This window comes from Cupriavidus lacunae (genome assembly GCF_003353055.1).
Lineage (GTDB): Bacteria > Pseudomonadota > Gammaproteobacteria > Burkholderiales > Burkholderiaceae > Cupriavidus > Cupriavidus lacunae.
On record NZ_QKWJ01000038.1, the window covers coordinates 14,155 to 30,041 of the forward strand.

The following is a 15,887-nucleotide window of genomic DNA, read 5'->3' on the forward strand; positions in this document are numbered from 1 at the left end:
GGCGTGCGTTCAGTCATGCGTTGCCGCGGTGGGGGCCCGGGTTGCGCCTGCGCCACGCAGCCCGTGTTGTGTTTGGACCCGGATTGTACCCCCGCCCCTGAGTTATCCACAAAGGATAAGTCTGTGGACAACTTGTGCAAATTCAGTGGATTTGTGTGCACAACCCTTGCTGTGATGCGGCTTTGCGGGGTGTGGAAACGGGTAATTTTTCAGGTAAAACAGGGACTTCGCCTGTGGATGACTGCGCTGACGGTGGCCTGGAGGGCACATTCAGTTACCCACCGGGCGTTGTGGACAATGGCGCACCAGGGGTCATGGGGCGGTGTAGCAATTGTGCCGTTTCACACAGACTGGCGTCTTGACAGCGCCGGAGAAAATCGTTTAAATGGCGGGTTCTGCGATGCGGCAGGGGATCACGTATGCGCATCGCCGGGTCTGGCCTGTCCGTGCCGTCCGCGCCCACAGGCCACCCAGCCTGCAGCGCGCGCCATTCGGCCGGCAGCAAAGACAGAACCAGAATCGTCGGACACGCCGCTGTAGTTCCTTGCAAGCGGCAGCCCCATGCGAACCATACGCGGCGGCCACGGCACCCCGGCACCGGCCGGAGTCGGGCGAGCCAAGATCAACCAGAGAGTGCAACATGAAACGTACCTACCAACCTTCCGTTACCCGCCGCAAGCGTACCCACGGTTTCCGCGTGCGCATGAAGACCCGCGGCGGCCGTGCCGTCATCAACGCACGTCGCGCCAAGGGCCGCAAGCGCCTGGCCATCTGAGGCCCGGGCGACCGGCCTGACGGCGCACCCGGCGCCGGCTGCAGCGTACCGCAGCCGTGCCGGGTCGCCGTCAATGCCTTCCGCCTCGGCTTCAGGTCGGCCGGCAGCTTGCCGCGGGGCGCCGCTTTTGCGCCAGCAGTAGTATTCGCCAGCGCTCGCCAGTGTCACCCAGCGTGTCAGCCCATGCCTTCCCCAAAGCCGCAAGGCTAACAAAGACGGATGAGTTTTCATCCGTTTTTGCTTTGCGGCCCCGGCGGCGCAGCCCGCATTTCGTGCTCTACGTGCGCGCCAATGACCGTCCGGAAGGCCGGCTTGGCGTGGTGGTCGGCAAGAAGTTCGCGCCGCGCGCCGCTGAGCGCAACCTGGTGAAGCGCATGGCGCGCGAGCTGTTCCGCCAGCGCCGTGAACACCTCGCGGGGCGCGATGTGCTGCTGCGCCTGCAAGCCAAGTTTCCGCGCGCGGAATTTGCGACGCGCGCGGCGGTCCGAAGGGCATGCGCGGCGGAAATCGCCAGCCTGCTTGACGTAGCGGCCAAGCCACTGCCGCCACCGGCGCCGCCTGCCTCGCCCTCGGCACCGCCATCCGCGGCGCCACCGGCGAGCCCCTCGCAAAGCCAGCCCCCGGGCCTTCCGGCCTGAACGCGCGCCAACGCCCGCCATGAAGCGAATCCTGCTAGTCCTGCTGCGCATCTACAAGATCGCCCTGAGTCCTTACCTGGGCTCGCAGTGCCGCTTCGTGCCGACCTGTTCCGACTACGCCCGCGACGCCGTGGTCCATTACGGCGCCGCGCGCGGCAGCTGGATGGCCGCCTGCCGGCTGTGCCGCTGTCATCCTTTCGCCCAAGGCGGGTATGATCCCGTGCCGGGCACGGAAGCTGACGACACTGCCAGGCCGGACACCCACGCGGGCCGTTCCGTCCATGCCGCCGCAGGCCATGCGCCTGTAGCGATCCGTCTGCCCAGACCCTGAATTCTCCGACCACAGCCAGACATGGATATCAAACGCACCATCCTCTGGGTCATCTTCTCGATGTCCCTCGTGCTGCTCTACGACAACTGGCAACGCTCCCAAGGCCATGCGTCGATGTTCTTCCCGAGCACGACGCAACAGCAGGGCGCTTCGGCGCCGGCCGCCAGCGGCGCTGCCGCGCAGGGCGACGTGCCCAAGGCCAACGTGGCGCCGGGCGCAGCGGGCACTGCTGCCCCGGCCGCGCCGCAGGCCGCGGCCCAGCCCACCGGCGAGAAGATCGTGGTGACCACCGACACGGTGCGCGCCGAGATCGACACCGCCGGCGGCATCGTGTCGCGCCTGGAGCTGCTCAAGGAGCATGAGAAGGACGGCAAGCCGGTGGTGCTGTTCGAGCGCGACAACGTGCGCACCTACATGGCACGCTCGGGCCTGATCGGCGGCGATCTGCCCAACCACACCACGGTGTTCACCGCCACCCCGGGCCCGCGCTCGCTGGATGGCGCCGAGCAGCTGGAAGTGACGCTGACCGCTGAAAAGAACGGCGTGAAGCTGGCCAAGACCTATGTGTTCCACAAGGGCACCTATGTGGTCGACGCCAAGTTCGCGGTGACCAACGCGGGTGCCGCGCCGGTCTCGCCGACGCTGTACCTGGAACTGGCGCGCGACGGCAGCAAGGTCGAGCAGTCGCAGTTCTACAGCACCTTCACCGGCCCGGCCATCTACACCGACGCCGACAAGTACCACAAGATCACCTTCGAAGACGTGGCCAAGGGCAAGGCCAGCGTGCCGGCCGCCACCAACAACGGCTGGGTGGCGATGGTGCAGCATTACTTTGCCTCGGCCTGGATCCCGCAGACCGGCAAGGAGCACAGCTTCTACGTCCAGCAGATCGACCCGAACCTGTACCGCGTGGGCGTCCAGCAGCCGCTGGGTGAGCTGGCCCCGGGCGCCACGGTGACCACCGATGCACGCCTGTTCGCCGGCCCGCAGGAAGAGCACATGCTCGAGAAGATCGCCCCGGGCCTGGAGCTGGTGAAGGACTATGGCTGGCTGACCATCCTGGCCAAGCCGCTGTTCTGGCTGCTGGAGAAGCTGCACGGCTTCCTGGGCAACTGGGGCTGGTCGATCATCGCGCTGACGGTGCTGATCAAGCTTGTGTTCTTCCCGCTGTCGGCGGCAAGCTACAAGTCCATGGGCAAGATGAAGGACCTGCAGCCGCGCATGACGTCGATCCGCGAGCGCTACAAGGGCGACCCGCAGAAGATGAACCAGGAGATGATGGGGCTGTACAAGACCGAAAAGGTCAACCCGCTCGGCGGCTGCCTGCCCATCGTGATCCAGATCCCGGTGTTCATTGCGCTGTACTGGGTGCTGCTGTCGTCGGTGGAAATGCGTGGCGCGCCGTGGCTGGGCTGGATCCATGACCTGTCGGTGCCGGATCCGTTCTACATCCTGCCGATCGTGATGGCCGCGTCGATGTTCGTGCAGACCAGGCTGAACCCGACTCCGCCGGACCCGGTCCAGGCCAAGGTCATGATGATCATGCCGCTGGTGTTCTCGTTCATGTTCTTCTTCTTCCCGGCCGGCCTGGTGCTGTACTGGGTGGTGAACAACATCCTGTCGATCGCCCAGCAATGGCAGATCAACCGCATGCTCGGCAAGGGCAAGGCGGCAGTGGTGGCGAAGAGCTGAAGCTGTTGCAGGATGCGGTAGGTGAAAAGCCCGGCAAATGCCGGGCTTTTTATTTGGTGGAGTAGGGTGCTGACGGCCTGCAACACGCCAGCGGTTTGCTCCCATCTCTCCCGCCTGCGGGAGAGGGGCCGGGGGAGAGGGCAGGCGCTGGCATACCGACACGCTTCACTTCGTGGACACTCCGGCCCTCTCCCCTACCCCTCTCCCGCAAGCGGGCGAGGGGGGCCTTGTTCATGCGGCGTGGGCTACGGCGGATGCAGCAGGCGTATCCTACTGGGCTGCCCTAAAAGTCAGGAGATCCCCATGAGCTGGTCCGCCCACCAATACGTCGCCTTCGAAGACGAACGCACCCGCCCGGTCCGCGACCTGGTTGCCGCCATCCCCAATGAGATCGCGCGCAGCGCGGTGGATATCGGCTGCGGGCCGGGCAACTCCACCGAGGTGCTGCTGGCGCGCTATGCGGGCGCGTCGGTGACCGGGCTGGACAGCTCGCAGGACATGATCGACGCGGCGCGCAAGCGCCTGCCCGACGTGCAGTTCCGCGTGGCCGACATCGGCGCCTGGGACGAGGCCGGACCCTATGATGTGATCCTGGCCAATGCCGTGCTGCAATGGCTGCCGGACCACGCCAACCTGTTCCCGGCGCTGGTATCGAAGCTGGCCCCCGGCGGCACGCTGGCCGTACAGATGCCGGACAACCTGGAAGAACCCGCGCACCGGCTGATGCGCCAGGTGGCGGCGGAAGGCCCGTGGGCCGACAAGCTCGCCGGCGCCAGCAAGGCCCGCGCCGAGCGTGCCCCGGCGCGCTGGTACTACGAACTGTTGCGCCCGCTGTGCCAGCGCGTGGACGTGTGGCTGACCACGTACCACCATCCGCTGGCCGGCGGCCCGGCCGCGGTGGTGGAGTGGTTCAAGGGCAGCGGCCTGCGCCCGTTCCTGCAGCCGCTGGATGAAACCGAGCGCGCCGCCTACCTGGCGCGCTACGAGGCCGAGATTGCCAGGGCGTACCCGGCGCTGCCAGACGGCTCGGTGCTGCTGCCGTTCCCGCGCCTGTTCATCGTGGCGACGCGCTGAGGCGCTACGCGGGCTTGTGGCAGACCGCCTCGATGTTGTGCCCGTCCGGGTCCAGCACGAAGGCGCCGTAGTAGTTGGGGTGGTAGTGCGCGCGCAGGCCCGGCGCGCCGTTGTCGCGCCCGCCCGCGGCCAGCGCTGCGCGATAGAAGGCATCGACAGTCTGGCGGTCGTCCACGCGGAAGGCCACATGCAGCGGCGGCTGGTTGGGCGTGCCGCGGTAGATCCAGAAGTCGGGTTGGCCCGGCGGGCCAAAGCCGGCCACGTCGGTGCTGCCGGTGACGCTGGCCGGGAATTCCTTGTCCAGCACATAGCCGATGGCGCCCAGCGCCGCCCGGTAGAAGGTGCGGCTCTTGCCGTAGTCGCTGACGATTACGCCGGTGTGGTCGATCATGAGTGGCTTCCTTTCGAGGGTGAGAGGGGGGTGTCGCTCAGCAAAAGCCGTTCCTGTTCGGTGGTCATGCTGTTCCTTGTGGGGTCACTGCATCACCGGGGGATGTGCGCATTCCAGCGTGAAGGGCCGGGTGTGTCAACCGCCAAAGAGGCTTGCGCGTCGCTTGGCCGCGCAAGCGCGTGCTGTCACCTACACTGGAAGCATCTGCGTCCCGCATGCGCGCCTGAGCGCATGCAGACCGCCATGACCGCCAACGCCGAATCCCCCACACTCCACCGCAAGACGCGGCCGGCTGCTGCCTTTGCCGCGCTGATACAGGCAAGCCTGGCGCGCATCGAAGCGTGCCTGGACCAGTTGCGGCACCGCGATGAGCCCGAAGACCTGCACGCGCTGCGCGTGGCGGTGCGCCATGCGCGCGCGGTGCTCTGGGCCCTGGGGCCGTCATTGCCACGGCAGGAGCGTGATCGCTGGAAGCAGGACCTGCGCATGCTGGCGCGCGCCACCAGCGATGTCCGCGACTGGGACGTATTCCTGGCCGAGACCATTGCCCCGGCACTTAAGCTGGAACCGGACGACACCGTGCTCGCGGCCATCGCCGACACCGCCCGTGAGCGCCGCAACACGGCACGTGACGCCATGCAGGCGGCGCTGGCCAGCTACCGTGACTGGCCGCTGCCCGCGCTGCATCGCGACCTGGCGCACCTGGCCCATCTTGCCACCCGCGCCCGCAAGGACGGCGGCCGCCTCGGTCCCTTTGCCCGCAAGCGCGTGCGCCGTGGCCGCAAGCAGCTAAGCGCGCTGACCAAGGCCGCACGCCATGGCGATGCCCGCGCGATCCACAAACAACGTATCGCCGGCAAGCGGCTGCGCTATGTGATCGAGGCGCTCATGCCGGTGCTGCCGTCGCGCTACACCAAAGGCCTGCATCGCAAGCTGGTCAAAGGGCAGACGAAGCTCGGCAGCTTTGTCGACGGCATCGTCGCGCGCCGGCTGATGGCCGATTGCCTGGAAGCGCAGGCGATGCCGGATGAAGCGCCGCCGCCGCCACCCGGCGCCAGCTGACCACCCGCTCGCCATGGCGGCCTGCCCACCGTGTGCCACGCCAACTGCACCCGATCTGCGACAATACCGCCATGACTGCTCCCCAGGTTCCCATTGCCGCCATCGCCACCGCGCCCGGACGCGGCGGCATCGGCGTGGTGCGCGTGTCGGGCCCCGATGTCGGCCCCGTGATGCGCGCCGTCTGCGGCCAGGCACTGAAGCCGCGCCACGCTACCTACCTGCCGTTCCTCGATGGCCATGGCAAGGTCATCGACCACGGCCTGGCGCTGTATTTCCCGGCGCCCAACTCGTACACCGGCGAGGAAGTGCTGGAGCTGCAGGGCCACGGCGGCCCGGTGGTGATGCAGATGCTGCTGACACGCTGCCTGCAGGCCGGCGACGGCATCGGCCTGCGCCTGGCCGAGCCCGGCGAGTTCACGCGGCGCGCCTTCCTCAACGACAAGCTCGACCTGGCGCAAGCGGAGGCCGTGGCCGACCTGATCGAAGCCAGCACCGAGGCCGCGGCGCGCTCGGCCGCACGCTCGATGGAAGGGGAATTCTCCAACGCCATCCGCAAGCTTGTGGATAAAGTTATCCACCTGCGCATGCTGGTGGAAGCCACGCTGGACTTCCCCGAAGAAGAGATCGATTTCCTGGAGCAGTCCGACGCGCGCGGCCAGCTTGCCACCATCCGCACGGAACTTGGCGCGGTGCTGGCGCAGGCGCGCCAGGGCGCCCTGCTGCGCGAGGGCCTGTCGGTGGTGCTGGCGGGCCAGCCCAACGTGGGCAAGTCATCGCTGCTGAATGCGCTGGCCGGCGCTGAGCTGGCCATCGTCACGCCGATAGCCGGCACCACGCGCGACCGCGTGCGCGAGACCATCCAGATCGACGGCATCCCGCTGCATATCATCGACACCGCCGGCCTGCGCGAGCACGCCGCCGACGAAGTCGAGCGCATCGGCATCGAACGCACCTGGGACGCCATCCGCCGCGCCGATATCGTGCTGCACCTGGTCGACGCCACCGACTACCTGCGGCACGGCCTGTCCGAGACCGACGACGCCATCGACGACCAGCTCAGCGGCCACCTGCCGCCGGGCTCGCCGATCGTGCGCATCGTCAACAAGATCGACAAGGCACCGCCAGTGGGCGGTGTCGTGTTTGGCGGCAACCGCCCGCACGTGGTCGCCGCCAACGGGCCCAATCCGACGGAGATCTGGATCTCGGCACGCACCGGCTCTGGTATTGAACTGCTGCGCAAGGAATTGCTGCGGATGGTGGGCTGGCAGTCGGGCAATGAAGGCAACTTCCTGGCGCGTGAGCGGCACCTGACGGCGCTGCGCACTGCGCAGTCGCACCTGGATATTGCAGCGGAGCAGGCAGAGCATCAGGCGCAGGCGCTGGACCTGTTTGCTGAAGAGTTGCGGCTGGCGCAGGAGCGTCTGAACAGCATTACGGGTGGGTTCACCAGTGATGATTTGCTGGGGACGATTTTTACGCGGTTTTGTATCGGGAAGTAGCAGGTCTAAGGCGTTCCGCATTGGATGCGCAGGAAAGCCTGCGGCATCAGTGCCCAGGCGCGGACCACCATTTTGAGGTCGTCCTCACAATGGCCGAGATCGGTTCCGGCGCCCGCCGTAGGCAGCGTCAATTGCAGAACGAAGCAGACAAAGCCATACCGGAAGTCCTCTGACAGAAGTTGCCGCTACCCCATGCGCCTGATCCTCATCACCTTCGGTACCCAGGGCGACTGCCGCCCCATCGTCGCCCTGGGCCTCGGCCTGCGCGCAGCCGGCCACGACGTGCTGATGCTGGGCGAACGCTCGGCGGCCACGCTCGCGGCAGAGCACAGTCTGGCCTTTGCGCCGATGGCAGGCGACATCCAGCAAACGCTGGCGCCAGGCGGCGCGCTGCACAAGCTCATGACCGAAGGCGGCAACGTGGCCGAGGCCACCCGCGCATTTGCGCGTATTGCCGAGGACAACACCGAGGTCTGGATGGCGCAGCTGGCCGAGGCCGCGCGCGATGCCGATGGCATCGTGTTCTCGGGGCTGACGGCGTATGTGGCGCTGTCGGTGGGCGAGCAGCTGGGCAAGCCGGTGATCGGCGCGGGCATGTTCCCGATCTCGCCGACGCGGGCCTTTCCGTCCGCGCTGCTGCCGCCGTTCCGTATGCCGGGATGGGCCAACCGCGCCAGCCACCAGTTGATCAACTTTGTGCTGTGGCGCATGTTCCGTAACGCCACCAATGCCGCACGCGCCAGCTTGTTCGGCGCGTCAGCGCGCAAGGCGATGTGGGTGGATTTTCCGACGCTGTACGCGATGTCGCCGCACCTGGTGCCGCGTCCGCAGGACTGGCATGACGACTGGCTGGTGAGCGGCGCATGGAGCATGCCGGCGCAGCCGGACTGGGAGCCGGACGCGCCGCTGCGGGACTTCCTGGCAGCTGGCCTGGCGCCGCTGTACATCGGCTTTGGCAGCATGGCGGGCTTCGATCGAAACCGGGTGGTGACGGCGCTGGTGCAGGCGGTCGATGGCCGGCGCGCGTTGTTCTATCCGGGCTGGAGCGGTATCGACGTGGGCGCGCTGCCGTCCAACTTCCACGTGGTGGGTGCCACGCCACATGACTGGTTGCTGCCGCGCGTGGCGGCGGCCATTCACCACGGCGGCGCGGGCACCACGCATGCGGCGGCCGCGGCGGGCGTACCGGCGATCGTGCTGCCGTTTGCGGGCGACCAGTTCTTCTGGGCGGGCCGGCTGGCGGCGCTGGGCGTGGCGCCGCGTTATGTCGCCGGGCACAAGATCGATGCACCGCTGCTGGCGTCGATGATCGAATTCACCGAGCAACCGGCCACGCGCGAACGGGCCGCCACGCTGGGCCGCGCAATGGCCGCCGAGCGCGGTGTCGACCATGCCGTGGCCGCGATTGAGCGCTGTTGCGGCAGGCAGGGGGCATAATCCGGTTCCGCCTTCCGCTTTCACTGACGCAGGACCTCCAGATGATGAACCGTACCCAGCAAATCCTTATTGCCATCGTCGCCGTGGCTGTCCTTGGCATGTTGTGGTTTGCCGGCAATGACCGCCGCGACGATGTCGGCGGAACCGCGCCCGAGGCACAGGCCGAAGCGCAGGCCGCGGCCAGCGCGGTGCCTGCCAGCGAAGTGCGCGGCGTGCCGCGCAACGGCACGCTGGACCCGGTCAGCATTGACCCGGAACGCCCCGCGGACCGCCTGCCGCAACTCCAGGCCGACGCGCTGCTGAATGATTACCGCGACAACCCCAGGGGAGCCGACACCCGCTACCTGGGCCAGTACCTGATCGTCGAAGGCGTCGCCAGCGGCATCCGGCGCGAGGGCGAGCAGGTCTATGTCGATATCCGCACCAACGATCCCGGCGTGAATGTGCGCGCGCTGCTGCTGCCGCGCCAGATCTGCGGCCCGGCAGGGCGGGTGTGTGAAGTGGAAGCCCGCGCCACCATGGTTCGCCGCGGCCAGAAAGTGGCGGTGGAATGCAATGGCGCAGGGCTGGCGGACGGCTCGCCGCTGCTGCGCGACTGCCTGCTGCGCGGCGGCGCCAACTGATCGCGCTGGTCCACGATTCCGGAGTCTTTCCCCATGCAATCCGTACTGTCCGTCCTTGCCATCCTGATCATGGTGGGCACCCTCGTCGGCGTGGTCTCGCCAGCCTGGCTCAGCCAGACGTTGTTCGGCGGCAAACCCGTCACGCGGCTGCAGGTCGCGGTGATCGGGGTCTGTCTTGCCGGGCTTTGCCTGGTCCTGGTGGGCCGGCTGGCGCAGGGCGGCTGAGGCACCACACCAGCGCGCACCCCGGCGCAGATGAGGCCGTTTTGCGCTTCTTTTTGGACGATTGGATCGGCGTACCGGCACCTACAGTGTGAAGGTATGCGGTGACCATTGCGCCTTGCGTGGCACGCCGCCCAGCCCTCCAGGACATTCCCATGAACAAAGCTCTGCTGGCCGCCGGCATTGGCCTGCTGCTCACCGGCTGCTCGACCTACCAGGCCGTGACGCCGGTCGACCGGCCTGACCGCACCGATCCCCTTGTCGCGTTCCAGGTGCCGGCTGGCGGCGGCCCGCTGGGCAACTACGGCGCCAACGGCACGCTGCTGTGCGTGGTGGTGAACCCGGTCACGGGCAATGACTTTGTCGAGAGCTTTCTCTCATCGCTGCGGCGGCGCAATTTCGAGGTGAAGGTGCTGCAGGCGCAGGCCTCCCCCGCGGCGTGCCCGATGGTGGCGCTGTACACGGCGCGCGGCGCCTGGTACTGGACCGCTTACCTGAACAGCGCGGACATCACCGTGTTCCGCAACGGCGACCGTGTCGGCAAGGCGATCTACGATGCCAACCGCAGCGCTGGCGGCCTCAACCTGAGCAACTTCGTGCAGCCGTCGTCCAAGCTGGATGAGCTGGTCGAGCAGCTGTTCCCCGGCATGCTGCCGCCGCCTCCGCCGCCGGCGGGGACGGTGGCCACACCGGCGGCCTAGCCGATCTGCAGTCAACCGGAGGGCCGGACCATGCCTCTCTGCGCAGCATCTTGCCGGGCGCAGCCGCGCCCGGCCCAGCGTACCCGGGTCAGCGCTCCAGCCGGCCCAGGCGCACCACGGTCACGCCCGGGCGCAACTGGCGCAGCGACGGCATCACCAGCACGCAATTCGGATACGGCGTCACCACTGGCTCGCCGTCGCGCCAGCCGATTACGGTCCCGGCCTCGGTAAAGGTCTCCAGGCCGGTATAGGGGCCGGCGAAGCGGAAGTCCATGCTGGTGGCCACTACCGGCTCGGTCACGCGTACCACGCGCTGCGTGGCGGGCAGCGGCTGGAGCCAGCCGGCGGGCAGGTCGGCTTCGTCCACGATGCCGGCATGCAGCAGGAAACGCGCGGCGCTGTCCTGCGCCACCGTCACGGCGGCGGGCTCCCAGTGCTGGCCGCATTCAATCAGCAGCGCGTTGCGCGGGCTGGCGGCATCGCCAAAGCCATCGTAGTCGCGCATGCGGCGGCCTTCGGGGTGGCCTTCGTCGACGATCACATCGGCCGGCGCACCCAGCGCGCGCGACAGCGCAATGCCCTTGTCCAGCGGGCCGGAGACGATCAGCGGCCGGCTTTTTTCGTGCATCGAATGCAGGTCCAGCAGCAGGTCGACGGTATCGATCACCGGGCGCATGGCGCGCGCGCGGCGCAGCTCGGACGAATCCAGGCTGTTGTCGTCCAGCGTCTTGGCGGTCCATACGCGGTTGAAATCCTGGTCGACGAAGCGCGAGGCATCGGGCCTGGCCGCATCGAAGCGGTGGTAAGCATCGACATTGGCAAAGGCCAGCGTCAGGCGGCCGCGGCGCGGGCGCAGGCCGTGGTCCAGCAGCGCCTTGACGGCGATGGCGCCGCAGACCTCGTTGCCGTGGGTCAGCGCGTTGACCATCACGTGCGGGCCGGGCTGGCCGCTGTCGAAGGTGAACAGGTAGGGGATGCCGGTGTTGCCGGCGGCGTAGGGACGGATGTCGGGGAAGGTGACATCGACGGGGTAGGCGTCGATCGGTGCGGTGGGCTGGGTCATGGGAATCGGTGCGTTCAGGGTGCCTGGCGGGTCGGTGCCTGCCGGGTCGATGTTGTAAATCGGATTGAGGAAGGGCGGTGGCCGTTGCCGGCGCTGGCCCTCTCCCCCGGCCCCTCTCCCGCAAGCGGGAGAGGGGAGCAAACCGGCAGATTGAGAAAGGCTTCAACCCTTGTCCATGCCGATTGTGGTCTCCCCTCTCCCGCGCGCGGGAGAGGGGCGGGGGAGAGGGCCGGCGCTTGCAGAAGCGACGCCGCCTCGCCACCTCACTTACTCATGAATCCCAGCCGTCTGCACGATGGTGCGATAACGCCCGGTCTCGCGCTTGATGAAGCTACCGAACTGCGCCGGATTGGCGGGCGCCACTTCCACGCCGGCCTCGGCCAGCTTCTTCTTCACTTCCGGCATCGTCAGCACGGCCTGCATCTCGGTATTCAGGCGCTCCACCACCGGTTGTGGCAGGTTGGCCGGGCCCATCAGGCCGAACCACACGCCCATGTCGACGCCCTTGAGCGCGGGGGTCTCGGCCAGCGCGGGCACGTTCGGCGCGACGGGAGACCGCTTGGCGTTGGTCACGCCGTAGGCCTGCACGCGGCCAGCCTGGATATGCGGCAGCGCCGACGACAGCACCATCACCGCCAGGTCGATCTGGCCCCCGAGCAGGTCGGTGGCCATGGCCGAAGCGCCCTTGTACGGCACGTGCGTGATATTGACCTTGCCCTGCTGCTTGATCAGCTCGCCGGCCAGGTTCAGCGGCGTGCCCACGCCCGACGAGGCATACGCCAGCTTGCCCGGCTGGGCCTTGGCCAGCGCGATCAGCTCGGCGGCATTTTTGGCCGGCAGGCCGGGCTTGCCGACCAGCACCATCGGCTGGGTGCCGACGAAGGTCACCGGTGCCAGGTCCTTCTCGCCGTCGTAGCGCACGGCGGGGTTGGTCAGGCGGGCGATCGACACTTCACTGCCCGAGCCCATCAGCAGGGTGTAGCCATCGGCCTCGGCCTTGACCACCTTGGCCGCACCGATGGTGCCGCCGGCGCCGCCCAGGTTCTCGATCACCACGCTCTGGCCCAGGCGCTTGCCCAGTTCCGGGGCGATGGTGCGGGCCACCAGATCGACGCTGCCGCCGGCGGTGTAGCCCACCACCAGCGTGATCGGCTTGGTGGGCCAGGTGGAAGCAAGAGCGCCGGCGGAAGCGGCAAGGCAGAGTGCGGCAGCGGCCGCGCGCAGGGTGGTCTTCATGGTCTTGGCTCTGGGGGTCCCGGAATAATGGTTGTGGACTGATGTTAGAGAGCGCGGAACCGGCCCGGCGTGCAGCTTTGGCAAGGGGGGTTGCCGATTCGGCAATAGTGCGGCCGAAGGCGAATCAGCGCGGTGCCCGCACCGCCGCCTGCCAGAAGGCCTCGGCCAGCGGGCGCATCGGCGCGCGCGGGCGGTAAAGGCGGATATCGAGCGCCAGGTCGCCGCCGTCGTCGCCACGTGTGGCGCTGATGGCACGCACCAGGCGCCCGGCGTGCAGGTCGTCGGCAATCAGCCGCGCCGGCAGCCAGGCCAGGCCCATGCGCTGGCGCACCATCTCGTGCACCGACTCGGCAAAGTCGCTGACCGCGATCACGTCCAGTCGCGGCGCCAGCTTGCGGCGCGCGATCTCCTGGTTGACCATGCGGCCCAGCGTCAGAGTCTCGGCGTAGGCGATCATCGGCACTGGCCTGGCAGCTGCTTTGCCAGTCGCCAGACGGTGCAGCGGCGCGCCGCGCGCGTCGGCGGCACTGACGCACACCAGCCGCTCCACGCCGGCCAGGTGGAACTGGTAGCGTGCGTCGTCCAGCATCACCGGCAGGTCCGGCGGGCTGTAGCAGAGCAGGAAGTCGGCATCGCCCTCGGCGAACATGGCCAGCGCGTCGTGCATCGGGAAGGTCGACAGGCGCGTGCGGAAGCCGGCCGCGGCGGGGTCGTGCCGCAGTGCCTCGCGCAGGCCCGCCAGCCACGCCGGCACCATCGAGCGCGCCAGGGTCTTGCCGGTGGCGATGGTGACCGTGCTGGCGTCGGCGCGATGCGCGGCGCGCAGCGCCAGGCGGGTTTCGTCCAGCGTGCGCAGGGCGCTCTGCGCGGCTTCCAGGAACTGGCGCCCTTCGGCGGTCAGCCGCACCGGGAACGCGCTGCGGTCGATCAGCGGGGCGCCGGCCCAGACTTCCAGCGCCTGCATGCGCCGGCCAAAGGCGGGCGGGGTCACGTTGCGCAGTTCGGCGGCGCGCGCCAGGCTGCCGGCCTGGGCCAGGCAGACGAAGTCTTCGAGCCAGCGGATATGCATGGAGGGTGGACGGTTGAGGGTGGGGCGGCAATGCCCTCATTATCGGCAAAACCGGGCGCCACCTTTGCCTGCCGCATTCCTCGGTTAGAATTTTTCGCATGACACTGACCCGGCGCCGCCACCCCTCGTCCCCGACCAGCCAGGCATCGGACACCCCGCCGCCGGCCCCGGAATACACCATCGACGAGCTGGCGCGCGTGGCCGGCACGACGGTGCGCAATGTGCGCTCCTACCAGGACCGCGGCCTGATCGACCCGCCGCAGCGGCGCGGGCGCGTGGGCATCTACACGCAGGCGCACCTGGGGCGGCTCAAGCTGATCCACCACCTGCTGGCGCGCGGCTATACGCTGGCCAATATCACCGAGCTGCTCAAGGCGATTGTCGAAGGGCACGACCTGCGTTCGATCCTGGGGCTGGAAACGGCCATCAGCAGCCCGTGGACCAACGAGACGCCGCGGCACTATTCCTACCTGGCGCTGGCGCGGCTGTTCGGCCGCGCGATCTCGCGCCCGGCGCTGGCCAAGGCGATCTCACTGGGACTGCTGGAACCGGACGGTTTAGGCTATCTCGCGCGCAGCCCGCGCGCGCTGGCCGCGGGCGCGGAAATCGCCCAGGCGGGCTTTGCGCTGGAAGACGTGCTGGAGATCATCGCGCAGTCGCGCGGGCATTTCCAGGCGGTATCGGACCATATCGTCGCCACCGTGGTGCGCGAGCTGGACCGCTTTGGCGAAGGCAAGCTGCCGCCGCCGCAGGACGTGCCGCGGCTGGTGGACATCCTGTGGCGCATCCGCCCGCTGGCGCTGGTGATGGCGGAAACGGAGATGATGCGGGCGCTGGAGATCTCGGCCAACAAGTACCTGGGGGACCGGGTGGCGGCGATCATCGAGCATTTGCATGATGAGGAGAGTGGGGGCGCCACAAAGCCCTAGCGCTCCGATGGTTTGCTCCCCTCTCCCGCGCGCGGGAGAGGGGAGTTCCGCCTTCGGTGGACCGGCCGCCTCAGCCCTTGCCAACCTCAAAACTTCGCCTATAGCGCAACCATGTCGAAATCCGCTTTCGCCATGCCGCAGTCCGGGCAGTTCCACTCCGACGGGACCGCGCCCCACGGTGTGCCCGGCGCGATGCCGTGCTCGGGCATGCCGAGCGCTTCTTCATAAACGAATCCACAGATACGGCACTGCCAGATGGTCATGCCGCCCCCCGCAGCGAGGGCGCACGGGTGGAGACGCCGGCGGCGCGCGCGGTGTCTTCGATCTCTTCGACCAGCGGGGCGATGCGCGCCAGCTCGGCGCGGTTGTCGTCATCCCACGGGTGGAAGCCGGGCCGGAAGTAGCTGAACCACTCCGGGATCATCTTGGGCAGCACGCCGGGCGAGGCCCACAGGAAGCGCATTACGCTGCCAAATCCGGTCAGCTTGTTGCGGCAGCCCTTGTCGCCCATCACCAGCGCGATATGGAACACGAACACCATCGCCCAGAACGTCACCGTGGTGGTCAGCATGGTGAAGGTGCGCAGGAAGTAGCGGTACGGGCCGGGCTTCATCACCGTGTTCCAGACGTCATAGGCCACGGCCTTGTGCTCGGTTTCCTCCAGCGCGTGCCAGGTCCACACCTGCCGGTAGCCGGTCTCCGAAGCCGTGCCCATGTGGCGCTGATCCTGCAGCAGACCGCCGGCCAGCATCGCGGTGTAGTGCTCCAGCGCGATGGTGTGGGCCAGCTGCCACGACTTGGGCAGGATCTTGCGCAGCACGTCCAGCAGCTTCCACACTGCGCGGTCCAGCGCCGCGGCGGGCAGGCCGGCGTCTTCCATCAGCCGGTTGTAGAGGATGTGCTCGCGCGTGTGCATCGCTTCCTGGCCGATAAAGCCGGCGATGGCGCGGCTCAGCTCGGGGTCCTTCACCTGGTCGCGGTAGTTGCGCACGCTGTCCATGAAGAAGCGCTCCCCGCCGGGGAAGAAGATCGACAGCGCGTTGATGAAATGGGTGACGTGACGGCCCCGTTCGTGCCAGTCGCTGATGCGTTCCGGCGGCAGGTGGGGATGCACGTCGCGGCGGACTGGCATCATGGCGGTCTCC

At 68.1% G+C, this 15,887-nt stretch carries 18 protein-coding genes; 12 read left to right on the top strand and 6 right to left on the bottom strand.

From position 1 onward, the window contains the following. Positions 1 to 640: 640 nt before the first annotated feature. From rpmH to tam, 5 genes are all read left to right on the top strand, one after another. Entirely contained in the window at positions 641 to 775 is a 135-nt protein-coding gene (gene rpmH / locus DN412_RS25080; RefSeq protein WP_008650850.1) for a 50S ribosomal protein L34, read from the top strand. Positions 776 to 948: 173 nt separating this feature from the next. Continuing rightward, complete coding sequence (gene rnpA, locus DN412_RS25085) at positions 949 to 1,413, top strand: ribonuclease P protein component (protein ID WP_106062075.1); 465 nt, start codon at positions 949 to 951, stop codon at positions 1,411 to 1,413. Between the two features lie 19 nt (positions 1,414 to 1,432). Next, complete coding sequence (gene yidD / locus DN412_RS25090) at positions 1,433 to 1,744, top strand: membrane protein insertion efficiency factor YidD (protein ID WP_115214051.1); 312 nt, start codon at positions 1,433 to 1,435, stop codon at positions 1,742 to 1,744. Positions 1,745 to 1,765: 21 nt separating this feature from the next. Continuing rightward, a complete protein-coding gene (gene yidC, locus DN412_RS25095; RefSeq protein ID WP_115214052.1) occupies positions 1,766 to 3,436 on the top strand; it encodes a membrane protein insertase YidC in 1,671 nt (556 codons plus the stop codon). Positions 3,437 to 3,739: 303 nt separating this feature from the next. Beyond that, positions 3,740 to 4,510 (top strand): trans-aconitate 2-methyltransferase, encoded by a 771-nt coding sequence (gene tam / locus DN412_RS25100; RefSeq protein ID WP_115214053.1) that lies wholly within the window; start codon positions 3,740 to 3,742, stop codon positions 4,508 to 4,510. A gap of 4 nt (positions 4,511 to 4,514) precedes the next feature. Here the strand turns inward: tam and DN412_RS25105 are convergent, their stop codons facing one another. Then, a complete protein-coding gene (locus DN412_RS25105; RefSeq protein WP_115214054.1) occupies positions 4,515 to 4,901 on the bottom strand; it encodes a VOC family protein in 387 nt (128 codons plus the stop codon). Positions 4,902 to 5,144: 243 nt separating this feature from the next. Here DN412_RS25105 and DN412_RS25110 point away from each other — a divergent pair, with 243 nt between their 5' ends. The 6 genes from DN412_RS25110 to DN412_RS25135 all read left to right on the top strand — a co-directional run bounded on the left by DN412_RS25110 (position 5,145) and on the right by DN412_RS25135 (position 10,445). Continuing rightward, a complete protein-coding gene (locus DN412_RS25110) occupies positions 5,145 to 5,963 on the top strand; it encodes a CHAD domain-containing protein (RefSeq protein ID WP_167471126.1) in 819 nt (272 codons plus the stop codon). 71 nt (positions 5,964 to 6,034) lie between these two features. Beyond that, a complete protein-coding gene (mnmE, locus tag DN412_RS25115) occupies positions 6,035 to 7,462 on the top strand; it encodes a tRNA uridine-5-carboxymethylaminomethyl(34) synthesis GTPase MnmE (protein WP_115214090.1) in 1,428 nt (475 codons plus the stop codon). 192 nt (positions 7,463 to 7,654) lie between these two features. After that, positions 7,655 to 8,899 carry a glycosyltransferase gene (locus DN412_RS25120; RefSeq protein ID WP_115214056.1) on the top strand — a complete coding sequence of 415 codons (1,245 nt, stop codon included), beginning with the start codon at positions 7,655 to 7,657 and terminating at the stop codon, positions 8,897 to 8,899. A 41-nt stretch (positions 8,900 to 8,940) separates the two neighbouring features. Then, the gene (locus DN412_RS25125) at positions 8,941 to 9,522 is read left to right on the top strand and encodes an OB-fold putative lipoprotein (RefSeq protein ID WP_115214057.1); all 582 of its coding nucleotides are present in this window, start codon (positions 8,941 to 8,943) and stop codon (positions 9,520 to 9,522) included. A 33-nt stretch (positions 9,523 to 9,555) separates the two neighbouring features. Beyond that, positions 9,556 to 9,747 (top strand): hypothetical protein, encoded by a 192-nt coding sequence (locus DN412_RS25130; RefSeq protein WP_115214058.1) that lies wholly within the window; start codon positions 9,556 to 9,558, stop codon positions 9,745 to 9,747. A gap of 152 nt (positions 9,748 to 9,899) precedes the next feature. Beyond that, positions 9,900 to 10,445: an Sbal_3080 family lipoprotein gene (locus DN412_RS25135; RefSeq protein WP_115214059.1), complete on the top strand. Its 546-nt coding sequence runs from the start codon at positions 9,900 to 9,902 to the stop codon at positions 10,443 to 10,445. A gap of 88 nt (positions 10,446 to 10,533) precedes the next feature. Here the strand turns inward: DN412_RS25135 and DN412_RS25140 are convergent, their stop codons facing one another. The 3 genes from DN412_RS25140 to DN412_RS25150 all read right to left on the bottom strand — a co-directional run bounded on the left by DN412_RS25140 (position 10,534) and on the right by DN412_RS25150 (position 13,813). Beyond that, the gene (locus tag DN412_RS25140) at positions 10,534 to 11,508 is read right to left on the bottom strand and encodes a M14 family metallopeptidase (protein WP_115214060.1); all 975 of its coding nucleotides are present in this window, start codon (positions 11,506 to 11,508) and stop codon (positions 10,534 to 10,536) included. 267 nt (positions 11,509 to 11,775) lie between these two features. Next, on the bottom strand, positions 11,776 to 12,744 hold the full coding sequence (locus tag DN412_RS25145) for a Bug family tripartite tricarboxylate transporter substrate binding protein (protein WP_115214061.1): 969 nt from the start codon (positions 12,742 to 12,744) through the stop codon (positions 11,776 to 11,778). Positions 12,745 to 12,868: 124 nt separating this feature from the next. Then, positions 12,869 to 13,813, bottom strand: a complete 945-nt coding sequence (locus tag DN412_RS25150; protein WP_115214062.1) for a LysR family transcriptional regulator — start codon at positions 13,811 to 13,813, stop codon at positions 12,869 to 12,871. A gap of 98 nt (positions 13,814 to 13,911) precedes the next feature. On the opposite strand from DN412_RS25150, the gene DN412_RS25155 reads away from it, so the two are divergent. After that, on the top strand, positions 13,912 to 14,742 hold the full coding sequence (locus tag DN412_RS25155) for a MerR family transcriptional regulator (protein WP_115214063.1): 831 nt from the start codon (positions 13,912 to 13,914) through the stop codon (positions 14,740 to 14,742). 98 nt (positions 14,743 to 14,840) lie between these two features. Here DN412_RS25155 and DN412_RS25160 read toward each other — a convergent pair whose 3' ends face one another. Both DN412_RS25160 and DN412_RS25165 read right to left on the bottom strand, forming a co-directional pair. After that, a complete protein-coding gene (locus DN412_RS25160; protein ID WP_078198384.1) occupies positions 14,841 to 15,005 on the bottom strand; it encodes a rubredoxin in 165 nt (54 codons plus the stop codon). Further along, positions 15,002 to 15,877 carry a metal-dependent hydrolase gene (locus DN412_RS25165; RefSeq protein WP_115214064.1) on the bottom strand — a complete coding sequence of 292 codons (876 nt, stop codon included), beginning with the start codon at positions 15,875 to 15,877 and terminating at the stop codon, positions 15,002 to 15,004. The genes DN412_RS25160 and DN412_RS25165 overlap by 4 nt, the downstream gene beginning before the upstream one ends. Positions 15,878 to 15,887: the final 10 nt, after the last annotated feature.

Coding starts and splice junctions, on each gene's coding strand:
- DN412_RS25140 (WP_115214060.1), bottom strand. CDS start 11,508: ATGACCCAGCCCACCGCACCGATCGACGCCTACCCCGTCGATGTCACC.
- yidC (WP_115214052.1), top strand. CDS start 1,766: ATGGATATCAAACGCACCATCCTCTGGGTCATCTTCTCGATGTCCCTC.
- DN412_RS25160 (WP_078198384.1), bottom strand. CDS start 15,005: ATGACCATCTGGCAGTGCCGTATCTGTGGATTCGTTTATGAAGAAGCG.
- tam (WP_115214053.1), top strand. CDS start 3,740: ATGAGCTGGTCCGCCCACCAATACGTCGCCTTCGAAGACGAACGCACC.
- DN412_RS25105 (WP_115214054.1), bottom strand. CDS start 4,901: ATGATCGACCACACCGGCGTAATCGTCAGCGACTACGGCAAGAGCCGC.
- DN412_RS25135 (WP_115214059.1), top strand. CDS start 9,900: ATGAACAAAGCTCTGCTGGCCGCCGGCATTGGCCTGCTGCTCACCGGC.
- DN412_RS25120 (WP_115214056.1), top strand. CDS start 7,655: ATGCGCCTGATCCTCATCACCTTCGGTACCCAGGGCGACTGCCGCCCC.
- DN412_RS25130 (WP_115214058.1), top strand. CDS start 9,556: ATGCAATCCGTACTGTCCGTCCTTGCCATCCTGATCATGGTGGGCACC.
- DN412_RS25145 (WP_115214061.1), bottom strand. CDS start 12,744: ATGAAGACCACCCTGCGCGCGGCCGCTGCCGCACTCTGCCTTGCCGCT.
- DN412_RS25155 (WP_115214063.1), top strand. CDS start 13,912: ATGACACTGACCCGGCGCCGCCACCCCTCGTCCCCGACCAGCCAGGCA.
- DN412_RS25125 (WP_115214057.1), top strand. CDS start 8,941: ATGATGAACCGTACCCAGCAAATCCTTATTGCCATCGTCGCCGTGGCT.
- mnmE (WP_115214090.1), top strand. CDS start 6,035: ATGACTGCTCCCCAGGTTCCCATTGCCGCCATCGCCACCGCGCCCGGA.
- DN412_RS25110 (WP_167471126.1), top strand. CDS start 5,145: ATGACCGCCAACGCCGAATCCCCCACACTCCACCGCAAGACGCGGCCG.
- yidD (WP_115214051.1), top strand. CDS start 1,433: ATGAAGCGAATCCTGCTAGTCCTGCTGCGCATCTACAAGATCGCCCTG.
- DN412_RS25165 (WP_115214064.1), bottom strand. CDS start 15,877: ATGATGCCAGTCCGCCGCGACGTGCATCCCCACCTGCCGCCGGAACGC.
- rpmH (WP_008650850.1), top strand. CDS start 641: ATGAAACGTACCTACCAACCTTCCGTTACCCGCCGCAAGCGTACCCAC.
- DN412_RS25150 (WP_115214062.1), bottom strand. CDS start 13,813: ATGCATATCCGCTGGCTCGAAGACTTCGTCTGCCTGGCCCAGGCCGGC.